Raw genomic sequence first — 13,897 nt, 5'->3', positions numbered from 1 at the left:
CCCGGCGGGGGGGGCGGTCGGCCCCCGGGGGCCCCCGACCCGCCCCTCCGGGCGCTTCGGCTACTGCTTGTGGATCGCCCAGGCGTGCTGGATGACCAGGTCGGCCTTCAGCTCCGTGAGCTGGACGGCGACCGCGGACGGGGCGGTGCCGCCGCGGCCGTTGCGGGAGGCCAGGGCTCCGGGCACGTTGAGGACGCCGCGGACCTCGGGGGTCAGGTGCTCCGAGATCTTCGCGAACTGGGCGTCGGTGAGCTCGTCGAGCTCGATGCCCTCCGCCTCACAGACCTTGACGCACTCGCCGGCCACCTCGTGCGCCACCCGGAAGGGCACGCCCTGCTTGACCAGCCACTCCGCGATGTCGGTGGCGAGGGAGAAGCCCGCCGGGGCCAGCTCCTCCATCCGCTCCCGGTTGACCGTGAGGGTGGCCATCATCCCGGTGAAGGCTGGCAGCAGCACCTCCAGGGTGTCGCAGGAGTCGAAGACGGGCTCCTTGTCCTCCTGGAGGTCCCGGTTGTAGGCCAGCGGGAGGGCCTTGAGGGTGGCGAGCAGGCCGGTCAGGTTGCCGATGAGGCGGCCCGACTTGCCGCGCGCCAGCTCCGCGATGTCCGGGTTCTTCTTCTGCGGCATGATCGAGGAGCCGGTGGAGAAGGCGTCGTGGAGGGTGACGAAGGAGAACTCCTTCGTGTTCCACAGGATGATCTCCTCGGCGATCCGGGACAGGTTGATCCCGATCATCGCGGTGATGAAGGCGAACTCGGCGACGAAGTCGCGCGAGGCCGTGCCGTCGATCGAGTTGCCCACCGAGCCGCGCTCGAAGCCCAGGTCGGCGGCGACCGCCTCCGGGTCCAGGCCGAGCGAGGAGCCGGCGAGGGCGCCCGAGCCGTAGGGGGAGACGGCCGTACGGGTGTCCCACTGCCGCAGCCGCTCGGCGTCCCGGGACAGGGACTGCACGTGGGCCAGGACGTGATGGGCGAAGAGGACGGGCTGCGCGTGCTGGAGGTGGGTCCGGCCGGGCATCGCCACGTCCGGGTGCGCCTCGGCCAGGCCGACCAGGGCGTCCTGGAGGTCGGCGATCAGGCCGCCGATGATCCGCGCGTGGTCGCGCAGGTACATCCGGAAGAGGGTGGCCACCTGGTCGTTGCGCGAGCGCCCGGCCCGCAGCTTGCCGCCGAGGTCGGGGCCGAGCCGCTCCAGCAGGCCGCGCTCCAGGGCGGTGTGGACGTCCTCGTCGGCGATGGTGCCGGTGAAGGAGCCGTCGGCCACGTCGGCTTCCAGCCGGTCGAGGCCCGCGACCATGCGGTCGAGCTCCTCGGCCGTGAGCAGGCCCGCCTTGGCGAGCACGCGGGCGTGGGCGCGCGAGCCGGCGATGTCGTAGGGCGCCAGGCGCCAGTCGAAGTGGACCGACGCGGACAGCTTCGCGAGGGCCTCCGAAGGGCCGTCGGCGAACCGGCCGCCCCAGAGCCGGACGTCACCGTTGTTGCTGCTCACAGCTACTGCTCCTCACGAGGGTGGATGTGGACGGGCCTCCCCGCCGCGGAGGTTGCGGGGAGGCCGTCCGGGTACAGCGTCAAACGATTCAGGCGAGGTCGCGACGCGCGGCCGTCCACGGCAAGAATAAGCATAACTATGCATTGCTCCGTATGTTTCGTCAATCGGATCGGGCTCTGCGCCGCTGACCAGCCCGTATATGGAGGGCGGGGCCGCCTGCCGCCGCCTACCATCAGGCACGGACATCCGGGGAGGGCATGGTGTGGAGCGCGGCTGAACACGCGGCCAGGGGGCGGGGCGTGGCCCGGGCGATGCTGGGCGGGGGCACCGACGGGGTGACCGACCGGCTCATCGGGAACGGTCCGGAGGCCTGGATCGCCTTCGACGAGGAGGTGCGGCGTCTCCTGCGCCTGCGCGGCGCGGGGCCCGTGGAGCGGCTGGAGGCGCGGCTGTGCCACCCCGACGGGCGGATCCGCGCCTCGGCGCTCGCCGCGTGGCGCAACCCTCCGCTCCAGCTCGTCCTGATCCGGTGCGCCGACCGGGTGCCGCAGGTGCGGGAACGCGCCCGCAGGGTGCTGGGGCGGCTGCTGGCCAACTACCCCGCCCGGACCCGGGACCGTGCCCGCCGGGTCCTGGGTCTGCCGGTGGCCGACGACCTGGCGTACGCGCTGACCGCACTCACCCCGCTCGTCCTGCGGCTGGGGGGCCGCGAGCACGGCGGCTGGGCGCGGGAGCAGCTGGAGGCCGCCCTGAGCGGCCGGTACTCGCTCCTCGCCGCGTGGTGGCGCCCCGGCCAGCCCGCGACGACCTGGAGCTGGAACTCGCTGACCGGCGAGCAGCGCGGGGGCATGCTGGACCGGCTGTGCGGGAGCGCCGACCGGCCGACCCGGCGCTTCGCCGCCCGGGTGGCCCTCGCCGTCGGCCGGTACGGCGTGCGGGACATGGCCCGGCGGGCCGCCGTCGAGCACGATCCGGCGACGGCCCGGATGTGGACCGATGCCGCCCTGGCAGCGCTGGCCGCCGACGGTCCGGACGACGGGGCGGTGGACGCCCTGCTCGGCTCCCGTCTCCCCGCGGTGCGGGCCGCCGGGGTCACCGCCCTGCGCCGGGCCGGGCGGGTGGCGGAGGCCGACCGGTACCTCACCGACCCGGCGGGGTCCGTACGGGCCTGCGCGCGCTGGCTGCTGCGCCAGGACGGCGGCGACCCGCACGCGCACTACCGCGCCCTGCTCACGGACCCCGAGCGGGTGAGCCGGTACGCGGTGACGGGCTACTGCGAGGTGGCGGAGCCGGCCGACCGGGCGCTGCTGCGCGGCCTGCTGGCCCACCCCGCCGGACCGGTGCGGGCCGCCTCCCTGGCCGGGCTGCGCCGGACGGGCGCCGTCCTGGAGGACGGGGTGCTGCTGCCGCTGCTGGACGACTCGTCCCCTTCGGTGGCCCGCGAGGCCGCGCTGCACCTGCTCCCGGTGGCCTGGCGGCTGGACGCCGACGCGCTGGCCGCCCGTACCGGTCCGAAGCGGCGCCCGCACACCCGCCGGGCCGCCTTCCGACTGCTGCGAGGCCGGGGCGGAAGCCCCGAACTGCGGGCGTCGGTGGCCCTGCTGACGGACCCGGACCCGGGGACGCGCCGATGGGCCCAGGAGCGGGTGGCCGGCTGGAACTGGCTCGCCACCCTGAACGAGGGCGCGGAGGCCCGCGCGGAGCTGGGCGAGCTGCTGGCGCGGGCGGCCGAGCAGCTGGGCGCGCACGACCTGCGGCTGTGCCACTCCCCCTTGGGCCTCGCCGGACGGAACCCTCCGGCCTGACGGCGCGGTTCGGCCCGGCCGGCCACGCCGGTACGGGGCGGCGGCGCCGGGCCCGGTCCGCCGACCGACGGGCGGGCTCGTCGGATCGGGTGACGACGGCCTGGCTGCGCCGTTCCCGCCCCGGTCGGCCCGTACCGTCTGGCGTGTGCTGCGCAACGCTCTGATCGCCGGCTCGCTGGTCCTCGCCGGCCTGTGGCCGCACGGGCCCGACCCGCTGCCCGCCCGCCTCGCCGACACCGGCGGCGGCAGCCAGCTGATCACCGCCGTCGCCCCCGCGCCCGGGTCCACCACGGGTCTGCTGACCTGGTGGGACCGGCGCGCGGGCTACTGGTTCGAGGCCGGCCACGCGCCCGCCCGGTTCGGCGCCAACGGCCTCACCGAGGGGACGGCCCGCACCCAGGGCACGAACACCACCCCGACCGGCCTGTACGACCTGCCGTACGCCTTCGGCATCGCGCACGCGCCCGCCGGGACGGAGTACGCGTACCGGCGGGTGACGGACCGTTCCTGGTGGTGCCAGGACAACGCCTCCGGAAGCTACAACCGCTGGACGGAGCCGCTGCCCGCCGACTGCGCGCCGGGCGAGGCCGAGCACCTGGCGGCGTACGGGACCCAGTACGCGCACGCCCTGGTCATCGGCTTCAACTACGAGCGGCCCGTACACGGCCGGGGCGCGGGCATCTTCCTGCACGTCGACGGCAAGGGCGCGACGGCCGGCTGCGTCTCCGTACCGCGGGACGCGATGCGCGAGCTGCTCCGCTGGGCGAACCCGCGCCGCGCCCCGCACATCGCCATCGGCACGGAGGACGGCCCGCTGGCCGTCACCCGCTACTAGGGGGTGTCCGGATCAGGCCCGCGCCTAGCCCTCCTTCTGCGCCAGGCGCAGCATGTGGTCGGCCAGGGCCTGGCCGCCGGAGGGGTCGCGGCTGATGAGCATCAGGGTGTCGTCGCCGGCGATGGTGCCGAGGACCGCGTGCAGTTCGGCCTGGTCGATGGCCGAGGCGAGGAACTGCGCCGCGCCCGGCGGGGTCCGCAGGACCACGAGGTTCGCGGAGGCCTCGGCCGAGATCAGCAGCTCGCCGGAGAGGCGCCGCATGCGCTCCTCCTTGGCCGACTCTCCGAGCGGGGCCTGCGGGGTGCGGAAGCCGCCCTCGCTGGGGACCGCGTAGATCAGCTCGCCGCCGGTGTTGCGGATCTTCACCGCGCCCAGCTCGTCGAGGTCGCGGGAGAGCGTCGCCTGGGTGACGCTCAGCCCGTCGTCGGCGAGCAGTTTGGCCAGCTGGCTCTGCGAGCGGACCGGCTGCCGGTTGAGGATGTCCACGATCCGGCGGTGGCGGGCGGTGCGGGTCTGCGGAACGGAGGGGCCGCCGTTCTGCTCGTGTTCCTGCGCCTGGCTCATCGTCGTCTCATTCTCCGGATCGTCCCGCTTCGTCGAGGATGCCGGGAAGTGCCCGGACGAACGCGTCGACCTCGGCCTCGGTGATGACGAACGGGGGCATCAGCCGTACGACGTCGGGGGCGGGCGCGTTGACCAGGAATCCGGCCTGCTGAGCCGCCAGCTGCACCTTCGGCGCGAGGGGCTCCGTCAGCACGATACCCAGGAGTAGGCCCGAGCCGCGGACGTGGGAGACCAGCCCGTGACCGGAGGCCTCGATTCCGGAGCGCAGCCGCTCGCCGCGCGCCTTGACCTGGTCGAGCAGTCCTTCGGTGGCGATGGTGTCGATCACGGCGAGGCCGGCGGCGCAGGCCACCGGGTTGCCGCCGAAGGTGGTGCCGTGCTGGCCCGGCCGGAGCAGCCCGGCGGTGGGGCCGAAGGCGGCCACGGCGCCGATGGGCAGGCCGCCGCCGAGGCCCTTGGCGAGGGTGACGAGGTCGGGTTCGACGCCCTCGTGCTGCTGGTACTCGAACCAGGTCCCGCAGCGGCCGATGCCGGTCTGGACCTCGTCGAGGGCGAGCAGGGTGCCGGTGGCCCGGGTGATCTCGCGGGCGGCCGTCAGGTAGCCGGCGGGCGGGACGACCACGCCGTTCTCGCCCTGGACCGGCTCGATGAGGACGAGGGCCGTCTCCTCGGTGACGGCGGCCCGCAGGGCCTCGACGTCGCCGTAGGGGACGTGGGTGACGTCGCCGGGCAGCGGCAGGAAGGGGGTCTGCTTCGCCGGCTGGCCGGTCAGCGCCAGGGCGCCCATGGTGCGGCCGTGGAAGCCGCCGTCGGTGGCGACCATGTGGGTGCGCCCGGTGAGCCGACCGATCTTGAAGACGGCCTCGACCGCCTCTGTGCCGGAGTTGCAGAAGAAGACCCGCCCCTCGCGGCCGAACAGCTGGAGCAGCCGCTCGCCGAGGGCGATGACCGGCTCGGAGGAGAAGAGGTTGGAGACGTGTCCGAGGGTCTGGATCTGCGTGGTGACGGCCTCGACGATCGCCGGGTGGGCGTGGCCGAGGGCGTTGACCGCGATGCCGCCGACGTAGTCGGTGTACTGCTTGCCGTCCGCGTCCCAGACCTGCGCGCCCTCGCCGCGTACGAGGGCCACGGCCGGGGTGCCGTAGTTGTCGGTCAGGGCGCCCTGCCAGCGGGCCGCGTATGCCTCGTTGTGCGTCACTGTGCTCCCCCTTGCGCTGTGCTCGGCTGCTGCGTTTCGGGCTGTGGATCGGGCAGGACCATCGTGCCGATGCCCTGGTCGGTGAAGATCTCCAGCAGGATCGAGTGCTGGACGCGCCCGTCGAGGACGCGGGCCGTGGGGACCCCGCCCCGTACGGCGTGCAGGCAGCCCTCCATCTTGGGCACCATGCCGCTGGACAGCTCGGGCAGCAGCTTCTCCAGCTCGCTCACGGTGAGCCGGCTGATGACCTCGTCGCTGTTGGGCCAGTCCGCGTAGAGGCCCTCGACGTCGGTGAGGACCATCAGCGTCTCGGCGCCGAGCGCGGCGGCCAGGGCGGCCGCCGCGGTGTCGGCGTTGACGTTGTAGACGTGGCCGTCGTCGGCGCTGCGCGCGATGGAGGAGATGACCGGGATCCGGCCGTCGGCGAGGAGGGCCTCGATCGCGCCGGTGTCGATGGAGGTGATCTCCCCGACCCGGCCGATGTCGACGAGCTCGCCCTCGATCTCCGGCTTGTGCTGGGTGGCGGTGATGGTGTGGGCGTCCTCGCCGGTCATGCCGACGGCGAGCGGGCCGTGCTGGTTGAGCAGCCCGACCAGCTCGCGCTGGACCTGGCCGGCCAGCACCATCCGGACGATGTCCATCGCCTCGGGCGTGGTGACGCGCAGACCCGCCTTGAACTCGCTGACCAGGCCTTCCTTGGCGAGCTGGGCCTTGATCTGCGGGCCGCCGCCGTGCACCACGACCGGCTTGAGGCCGGCCTGGCGCAGGAAGACCACGTCCTGGGCGAAGGCCGCCTTCAGGTCCTCGTCGATCATGGCGTTGCCGCCGAACTTGATGACGACGATCTTGCCGTTGTGGCGGGTGAGCCAGGGCAGGGCCTCGATGAGGATCTGTGCCTTGGGCAGCGCGGTGTGCTTCCTCGCGGCGCTCATGACGAGTACGCGCTGTTCTCGTGGACGTACTCGGCGGTCAGGTCGTTGGCCCAGATGACCGCGGACTCGGTGCCGGTCGACAGGTCCGCGGTGATGCGCACCTCGCGCTCCTTCATGGAGACCAGGTCGCGGTCCTCGCCGACCGAGCCGTTCTTGCAGACCCAGACGCCGTTGATGGCGACGTTGAGCCGGTCCGGGTCGAAGGCGGCCTTGGTGGTGCCGATGGCGGAGAGCACCCGGCCCCAGTTGGGGTCCTCGCCGTGGATGGCGCACTTGAGCAGGTTGTTGCGGGCGATGGACCGGCCGACCTCGACCGCGTCCTCCTCGCTGCCCGCGCCGATGACCTCGATGCGGATGTCCTTGCTGGCGCCCTCGGCGTCGCCGATGAGCTGGCGGGCCAGGTCGTCGCAGACGGCCCGGACGGCAGCGGCGAAGTCCTCGTACGCCGGGACCTGCCCGGAGGCGCCGGAGGCGAGCAGCAGCACGGTGTCGTTGGTGGACATGCAGCCGTCGGAGTCGACCCGGTCGAAGGTGGTGCGGGTGGCGTCGCGCAGCGCCTTGTCGAGGGTGGCGCTGTCCAGGTCGGCGTCGGTGGTGAGGACGACGAGCATGGTGGCCAGGCCCGGGGCGAGCATGCCCGCGCCCTTGGCCATGCCGCCGACGGTCCAGCCGTCCTGGCCGGCGGTGGCCGTCTTGTGCACGGTGTCGGTGGTCTTGATGGCGATGGCCGCGGCCTCGCCGCCGTCGGCGGACAGGGCCGCCGCGGCCGTCTCGACGCCGGGCAGCAGCTTGTCCATGGGGAGCAGGACGCCGATCAGGCCGGTGGAGGCGACGGCGATCTCGCCGGCGTTGTGCTCGCCGCCCAGGACGGCGGCGACCTTCTCGGCGGTGGCGTGGGTGTCCTGGAAGCCCTTGGGGCCGGTGCAGGCGTTGGCGCCGCCGGAGTTGAGGACGACGGCGCTGACCGTGCCGCCGCGCAGGACCTGCTCGGACCAGCGGACCGGCGCGGCCTTGACCCGGTTGGAGGTGAAGACGCCGGCGGCGGCCAGTCGCGGCCCGTTGTTGACCACGAGGGCCAGGTCGGGGTTGCCGTTCGCCTTGATCCCGGCGGCGATCCCCGCCGCCGTGAATCCCTGTGCTGCCGTGACGCTCACGGTGCGACTCCGATCGTGGAAAGTCCCGTTGCCTCGGGGAGCCCGAGGGCGATGTTCATGCTCTGCACCGCGCCGCCGGCGGTGCCCTTGGTCAGGTTGTCGATCGCGCTGATGGCGATGATCCGCCCGGCGGACGCGTCGTGGGCGACCTGGAGGTGGACGGAGTTGGATCCGTACACCGACTTCGTGGTGGGCCAGACGCCCTCGGGGAGCAGCTGGACGAAGGTCTCGTCCGCGTACGCCTTCTCGTAGGCGGCGCGCAGCGATTCCGCGGTGGTGCCGGGGCGGGCCTTGGCCGAGCAGGTGGCGAGGATGCCGCGCGGCATCGGCACGAGGTTGGGGGTGAAGGAGACGGAGACCCGCTCCCCGGCGAGGGGGGAGAGGTTCTGCACCATCTCGGGGGTGTGCCGGTGGACGCCGCCGACGCCGTAGGGGGTGGCGGTGCCCATGACCTCGGAGCCGAGCAGGTGCGGCTTGAGGGCCTTGCCGGCGCCGGAGGTGCCGGTGGCGGCGACGACCACGGCCTCGGGCTCGGCGAGCCGCGCCTGGTAGGCGGGGTAGAGCGCGAGCGAGACGGCGGTGGGGAAGCAGCCGGGTACGGCGATGCGCTTGGTGCCGGCCAGGGCGGCGCGGGCGCCGGGGAGCTCGGGGAGGCCGTAGGGCCAGGTCCCGGCGTGCGGGGCGCCGTAGAACGCGTCCCAGTCGGCGGAGTCCTTGAGCCGGTGGTCGGCGCCCATGTCGACGACGAGCACGTCGTCGCCGAGCTCGGCCGCGACGGCGGCGGACTGCCCGTGCGGCAGCGCGAGGAACACGACGTCGTGGCCGGCGAGGACCTCGGCCGTGGTCGGCTCCAGGGTCCGGCCGGCGAGCGGCACGAGGTGCGGCTGCAGGCTGCCGAGGAGCTGTCCGGCGTTGGAGTGTCCGGTCAGCGCGCCGATCTCCACCTCGGGGTGGGAGAGCAGCAGGCGCAGGACCTCACCGCCCGCGTATCCGCTCGCTCCGGCCACTGCTACACGTACCACCATCGGACCCTCCTCTTCGATGGCATGACTATACGTACCTTTGCAGGGTTATGCAAAGGGTTCCCGGGGTCCGACACCTCAACGGTCCCGCTCGTATTCGACCTGTTCAAGGGGGTGGCCGTCACCGAAATCACAGGCGTGAGGAATCTCGATCATGGCGGCAACCTAACGGGGGCCCCGGATTGACCGCGCCCTTTTCCCGGCACCGCCAATCAAACGCCGTGTTCAGTCCGTGAGCGGGTGCCGGACCCAGACGTTGGGCTCCACGTAGACCGCGTAGTCGTGCTCCGGCTCGCAGTGGACGAGGCTCAGCGCGCCCGGCACCTGGACCGGGCCGGCCTCGTCGAAGGGCAGCCCGGTCCACTCCCGCCACTGGGCGAGGGAGCCGGTGACGGTCATCGACAGCGGGGCCACGGAGTCGATGACGGCCCCCGCCCGGACGTGGACCCGCAGCCACGGGTCGCAGGGGAGGCCGTCCTCGCGGGTGCGGTACGCGTACTCGGCCATCGGCGTCGCGGGCTCGGCGGGCTTGCCGTTCGGCCGGACCGGGGCGACGACCTCCGTGAAGCCGGCGGCCCGGGCGCCCGCGCGCATCGCGGCCAGCATCCGCCCCGAGAGGCCCTGCCCCTGCCGGCCGGCGGCGACGGAGATCTCCAGGGCGCTGACGGTGTCGGGCCGGATCCCGCGCCGCTGGTCGGAGAAGGCCCACATCAGGACCCGGTCCCAGCCCTGGGCGGGCAGCACCCCGCCCCGGTCGGCGGAGTGCAGGGCGAAGGGCACGCTGAAGGCCCGGGCCACGACCTCGTCCCCGTCGGTGGCGATGAACACGTACTCCGGGAACTCGGCGGCCAGGCGCGGGTAGAGCAGCCAGGCCACCGAGTCGTGCTGGGAGAACTGCGGCCAGGAGTCCTCCATGTCCCACAGCCGGGAGGCCAGTTCGGGGCGGCGGGCGAGGGAGGTGATCTCGATCTCGGTCATGGGCCGCAGGCTAGGCGCGCGGTGCACGCGCCTCAACGGGGTTTACGCGGGCCGGGGCGCAGGTCACACACCCGCGGGTCAGGGCAGGCGCAGCCCGGCGCGCAGCCGCTGGACGGCCTCCACCAGCTCCCCCGGCCCCGACACCCCGGCGAAGCTCATCCGGACGTACGCGGCCGGCGGCTCGGCGCAGAAGTAGGGGCGGCCGGGCGCCACCGCGACCCCGGCGCGCAGGGCCGCCGCCGCGAACTCCGCGTCGCTCCCGCCGCCCGCCGGGCGCACCCACAGCTGGTAGCCCCCGCGCGGCAGGTGCGGCACCTCCGCCCCGGGCAGCTCGCGCCGCAGGGCCCCGGCGAGCACGTCGCGCCGGTGGCGCAGCTCGGCGGCGACGGCCCGCAGGTGGCGCGGCCAGGCGGGCGCGCCGACGAGTTCGAGGGCGGCCTCCTGGAGCGGGCGGGGCACGAAGAAGCTGTCGACCACCTGGATGGCGCGCAGCCGGTCCAGCACCGGGCCCCGGGCGGCGAGGGCGCCGACCCGCAGGCTGGGCGAGGTGGCCTTGGTCAGGGAGCGCACGTGCACGACGATCCCGTCCACGTCCTCGGCGGCCAGGGTCGCGGGCAGCGGCCCGGCGTCCTCGTGGGCGAGGTTGCGGGCGTAGTCGTCCTCCACGACGAAGGCCCCGGCGGCCCGCGCGATGCGCAGCACCTCGGGCCGCCGCTCGGCGGACAGCACCGCCCCGGTCGGGTTCTGGAACAGCGGCTGGCATACGAAGACCCGCGCGCCCGTGGCTTCGAAGGCGGCGGCCAGCAGCTCCGGCCGGACCCCGTCGGCGTCCACCGGGACGGGCACCGGCCGGCAGCCCGAGGCGCGAGCGATGGCCAGCAGGCCGGGGTAGGTGGGCGATTCCACCAGGACCGGCGCGCCCGGCGGGGCCAGCGCCCGCAGGGCGGTGGTCAGGGCGCTCTGCCCGCCCGCGGTGATCATCACGTCGGCGGCGCCGGGCGCGCCCACCGTGCCGCCGATCTCCCGGGCGAACCAGTCGCGCAGCTCGGGCAGCCCCTCCATCGGCGGCCGCCCCCAGGCCCCGGGCCGGCGTCCGGCCCGGGCCAGGGCGGCGGCCATGGCCCGCTCGGGCTGGAGCGAGGGGTGCAGGTAGCCGGTGTTGAGCTCGATGACCCCCGGCGGCGGCACGGCCAGCGTGGACAGCAGCCCGGAGGCGTCCACGGAGCGCGGGACCACCTCCCCGGCCCCTTCGGCGCTCAGGGCGACCTCCTGCCAGGAGGTGTCCCCGGGCGCGGGGTCGGTCGTACGGGGGTGGGCGCGGTACACGCCGGCGCCGGGCCGGGTGACGACGAGTCCCTCGGCCGCGAGCTGCGCGAGGGCGCGGGAGACGGTGACGGGGCTGACGCGGAAGCGCTCGACCAGGGCCCGGCTCGACGGGAGCTTTCCACCCGCCGGGTAGCGGTCGAGCTCAGATCGCAGGGATTCCGCCAGTTCCGCCACACTGCTACGCTCGTACATGACAGCACAGAATAGCGCTACTCGCCCGATGCCGATAGCGGTCCAGGTGGAGGGCCGCAGCGCGGTCCAAGCGGGGGGCCGCGGCGGTACCGCCCTCGCCCTGCTCGGGGTGGTCGCCTTCTCGCTGACCTTCCCCGCCACCGCCTGGGGCCTGGAGAGCTTCGGCCCCTGGTCGCTCGTGGCCCTGCGCAGCGTCCTGGCCGCCGTCATCGCGGGCGGGTTCCTGCTCGCCGGGCGGGTGCCGCTGCCGGCCCGCGAGCACTGGGCGGGACTGGCCGTCGTCGCCGGCGGGGTGGTCGTGGGCTTCCCGCTGCTGACCACGCTGGCCCTGCGGACCTCCACCACCTCGCACGCCGCCGTCGTGGTGGGCCTGCTCCCGCTGACCACCGCCGCCCTGTCGGCCCTGCGCACCGGGACCCGGCCCCCGCGGGCCTTCTGGGCTGCGGCCGTCGCCGGGGCGCTGGTGGTCCTCGTCTTCACCCTGGCGCAGAGCGGCGGGGCCCCCTCGGCCGGGGACGCCTACCTGTTCGGGGCTCTCCTGGTGTGCGCGGCCGGGTACACCGAGGGCGGGCGGCTGGCCCGGCTGATGCCGGGCTGGCAGGTGATCGGCTGGGCCCTGGTGCTGTGCCTGCCGCTCTCCCTGGCCGGCTCCGCGCTCGGACTGGCGGCCGAGCCGGTGCACCTGACCTGGCACGGAGCGGCCGGCCTGCTGTGGGCGGCGGTCGGCTCGACCTTCCTCGGGCTCTACGTCTGGTACCGGGGCATGGCCGCGATCGGCGCGCCGCGCGCCAGCCAGCTCCAGCTCGCCCAGCCGCTGCTGACCCTGGTCTGGTCGGTGGCCCTGCTGGGCGAGCGGCTGTCCCCGGCGACACCGCTGGCCGCCGGGGCGGTCCTGGTCTGCATCACCGTCACCCAACGGGTCAAATAGCCCTGGATCGGCCTAAACTACTGGCACCGGATCGGACCGGTTCCGAGGGAGGTCAGCAGATGCGAGCGACCGAGGGCGACCAGCTGGTGCAGCACGGCAGGATCGTGGGCCAACACGACAGGGTGGGCGAGATCGTCGAGGTGCTGGGCGAGAACGGCGCGCCCCCGTACCGGGTGCACTTCCCGGACGGGCACGACGCCGTGATGTCCCCCGGCCCCGACTGCGTCGTACGCCACCCGGACAAGCCCGAGGGCAAGTCCACCACCTGGCAGTGAGCCGGCCCATCCCCCTTCAGCGCGGCGTCGCCACCGCCTGGTAGTGGTCGGCGACGACCCTGGCCATCGCGCCATTGGGGTCCGCGGTCACCTGCTTCGCCGAGAAGTAGACGTGGCCGCGGACCTCCGCGTGCCGCCGGGCGAAGGTCAGGTGCTTCGACAGCTCCGCGGGATCGCGCCAGGCGGCCGTGGAGCTGTGCGCGTCGCAGCGGTACAGCGCCTCGCCCACGTACAGGTCGACGCCCGTGCCCGCGACCGTCCGCGCCCACCAGGGCACGATCGCCGCGTAGTCGGCCTGCGGGTGCCCGATGTGCCAGTAGGCCTGCGGCACGATGTAGTCGATCCAGCCCTCGGTGACCCACCTGCGGGTGTCCGCGTAGAGGTCGTCGTACGTCTGCACGCCCGCCCGCGTCGGCGAGCCGAGCGGGTCGGTCTCCTGGTTGCGCCACACCGCGAAGGGGCTGACGCCGAACCGCGCCTCCGGGCGGACCTGGCGCAGCCGCTGCGCCATCTCGTACACCAGGGTGTCGGTGTTGTGGCGGCGCCAGGCGGCGCGGGAGCCGAAGGAGGCCCCGTAGGTCGCGTAGGCGTCGTCGTCGTCGAAGTACTCCCCCTCCACCGGGTACGGGTAGAAGTAGTCGTCCCAGTGCACCCCGTCGACGGGGTAGCGGGAGACGGCGTCGAGCATCGCCTCCTGCACGAAGGCCCGCACCTGCGGCAGCCCGGGGTTGTAGTAGAGCTTGCCGCCGTACGGGACCGCCCAGTCGGGGTTGCGGCGCACCGGGTGCGAGGAGGCCAGCCGGGAGGGGTCGGTGTGGTTGGCCACCCGGTACGGGTTGAACCAGGCGTGCAGCTCCAGCCCCCGCGCGTGCGCCTCGGTGACCGCCGTGCCCAGCGGGTCCCAGCCCGGGTCCTTGCCCTGGACCCCGGTCAGCCACTGCGACCAGGGTTCGCGCGCCGAGGGCCAGAAGGCGTCGGCGGCCGGCCGGACCTGGAGGACGACCGCGTTCAGCCGGCGCTTCACGGCGGTGTCGAGGAGCGCGATCAGCTCCGCGCGCTGCTCCCGCGCGGTCAGGCCCGACTCTGAGGGCCAGTCCACGTTCTGTACGGTCGCGATCCACATCCCCCGGAAGTCCCTGGCCGGCGCCCGGCCCGCTCCCCCGCCCCCGCCCGGCCGCCGCTCCGGGGCCCGCGCCCGGC

General features: G+C 74.3%; 13 protein-coding genes. 4 read left to right on the top strand and 9 right to left on the bottom strand.

All coding sequences use genetic code 11. The features are described from left to right. Nucleotides 1–60: 60 nt before the first annotated feature. The gene (argH, locus tag AB0F18_RS35050) at nt 61–1,488 is read right to left on the bottom strand and encodes an argininosuccinate lyase (RefSeq protein ID WP_362068208.1); all 1,428 of its coding nucleotides are present in this window, start codon (nt 1,486–1,488) and stop codon (nt 61–63) included. Nucleotides 1,489–1,787: 299 nt separating this feature from the next. Between argH and AB0F18_RS35045 the strand changes: the two genes are divergently transcribed. Continuing rightward, complete coding sequence (locus AB0F18_RS35045; protein WP_362068205.1) at nt 1,788–3,293, top strand: hypothetical protein; 1,506 nt, start codon at nt 1,788–1,790, stop codon at nt 3,291–3,293. Nucleotides 3,294–3,453: 160 nt separating this feature from the next. Continuing rightward, nucleotides 3,454–4,128, top strand: coding sequence for a L,D-transpeptidase family protein (locus AB0F18_RS35040; RefSeq protein WP_362068211.1), 675 nt, complete (start codon nt 3,454–3,456; stop codon nt 4,126–4,128). A gap of 24 nt (nt 4,129–4,152) precedes the next feature. On the opposite strand, the gene AB0F18_RS35035 is transcribed toward AB0F18_RS35040, so the two are convergent. The 7 genes from AB0F18_RS35035 to AB0F18_RS35005 all read right to left on the bottom strand — a co-directional run bounded on the left by AB0F18_RS35035 (nt 4,153) and on the right by AB0F18_RS35005 (nt 11,494). Then, nucleotides 4,153–4,692, bottom strand: coding sequence for an arginine repressor (locus AB0F18_RS35035; RefSeq protein ID WP_079425174.1), 540 nt, complete (start codon nt 4,690–4,692; stop codon nt 4,153–4,155). Nucleotides 4,693–4,699: 7 nt separating this feature from the next. Further along, nucleotides 4,700–5,890 (bottom strand): acetylornithine transaminase, encoded by a 1,191-nt coding sequence (locus tag AB0F18_RS35030; protein ID WP_362068202.1) that lies wholly within the window; start codon nt 5,888–5,890, stop codon nt 4,700–4,702. Next, the gene (argB, locus tag AB0F18_RS35025) at nt 5,887–6,822 is read right to left on the bottom strand and encodes an acetylglutamate kinase (protein ID WP_362068199.1); all 936 of its coding nucleotides are present in this window, start codon (nt 6,820–6,822) and stop codon (nt 5,887–5,889) included. Before argB ends, AB0F18_RS35030 begins: the two co-directional genes overlap by 4 nt. Then, entirely contained in the window at nt 6,819–7,976 is a 1,158-nt protein-coding gene (gene argJ, locus AB0F18_RS35020) for a bifunctional glutamate N-acetyltransferase/amino-acid acetyltransferase ArgJ (RefSeq protein WP_362068196.1), read from the bottom strand. Before argJ ends, argB begins: the two co-directional genes overlap by 4 nt. Continuing rightward, the gene (gene argC, locus AB0F18_RS35015; protein ID WP_362068193.1) at nt 7,973–9,001 is read right to left on the bottom strand and encodes an N-acetyl-gamma-glutamyl-phosphate reductase; all 1,029 of its coding nucleotides are present in this window, start codon (nt 8,999–9,001) and stop codon (nt 7,973–7,975) included. Before argC ends, argJ begins: the two co-directional genes overlap by 4 nt. 222 nt (nt 9,002–9,223) lie before the next feature. Further along, on the bottom strand, nt 9,224–9,976 hold the full coding sequence (locus AB0F18_RS35010; RefSeq protein WP_362068190.1) for an N-acetyltransferase: 753 nt from the start codon (nt 9,974–9,976) through the stop codon (nt 9,224–9,226). Between the two features lie 78 nt (nt 9,977–10,054). Continuing rightward, a complete protein-coding gene (locus AB0F18_RS35005) occupies nt 10,055–11,494 on the bottom strand; it encodes a PLP-dependent aminotransferase family protein (protein ID WP_362068187.1) in 1,440 nt (479 codons plus the stop codon). Here AB0F18_RS35005 and AB0F18_RS35000 point away from each other — a divergent pair. Continuing rightward, a complete protein-coding gene (locus AB0F18_RS35000; RefSeq protein ID WP_362068184.1) occupies nt 11,493–12,422 on the top strand; it encodes a DMT family transporter in 930 nt (309 codons plus the stop codon). The genes AB0F18_RS35005 and AB0F18_RS35000 overlap by 2 nt on opposite strands. 59 nt (nt 12,423–12,481) lie before the next feature. Then, nucleotides 12,482–12,697 carry a DUF1918 domain-containing protein gene (locus AB0F18_RS34995; RefSeq protein ID WP_362068181.1) on the top strand — a complete coding sequence of 72 codons (216 nt, stop codon included), beginning with the start codon at nt 12,482–12,484 and terminating at the stop codon, nt 12,695–12,697. A gap of 16 nt (nt 12,698–12,713) precedes the next feature. On the opposite strand, the gene AB0F18_RS34990 is transcribed toward AB0F18_RS34995, so the two are convergent. Beyond that, the coding region (locus tag AB0F18_RS34990) for a family 10 glycosylhydrolase (protein WP_362068178.1) at nt 12,714–13,897 on the bottom strand (1,184 nt) is incomplete at its 5' end.

Source organism: Streptomyces sp. NPDC029216 (assembly GCF_040648015.1).
Taxonomy (GTDB): domain Bacteria; phylum Actinomycetota; class Actinomycetes; order Streptomycetales; family Streptomycetaceae; genus Streptomyces.
This window is presented reverse-complemented; position numbering and strand designations above follow the sequence as displayed.

Excerpts from the sequence above, each read along its gene's own strand:
- AB0F18_RS35035 (WP_079425174.1), bottom strand. The coding sequence starts at position 4,692 with ATGAGCCAGGCGCAGGAACACGAGCAGAACGGCGGCCCCTCCGTTCCG.
- argB (WP_362068199.1), bottom strand. The coding sequence starts at position 6,822 with ATGAGCGCCGCGAGGAAGCACACCGCGCTGCCCAAGGCACAGATCCTC.
- argC (WP_362068193.1), bottom strand. The coding sequence starts at position 9,001 with ATGGTGGTACGTGTAGCAGTGGCCGGAGCGAGCGGATACGCGGGCGGT.
- AB0F18_RS35010 (WP_362068190.1), bottom strand. The coding sequence starts at position 9,976 with ATGACCGAGATCGAGATCACCTCCCTCGCCCGCCGCCCCGAACTGGCC.
- AB0F18_RS35000 (WP_362068184.1), top strand. The coding sequence starts at position 11,493 with ATGACAGCACAGAATAGCGCTACTCGCCCGATGCCGATAGCGGTCCAG.
- AB0F18_RS35005 (WP_362068187.1), bottom strand. The coding sequence starts at position 11,494 with ATGTACGAGCGTAGCAGTGTGGCGGAACTGGCGGAATCCCTGCGATCT.
- AB0F18_RS34995 (WP_362068181.1), top strand. The coding sequence starts at position 12,482 with ATGCGAGCGACCGAGGGCGACCAGCTGGTGCAGCACGGCAGGATCGTG.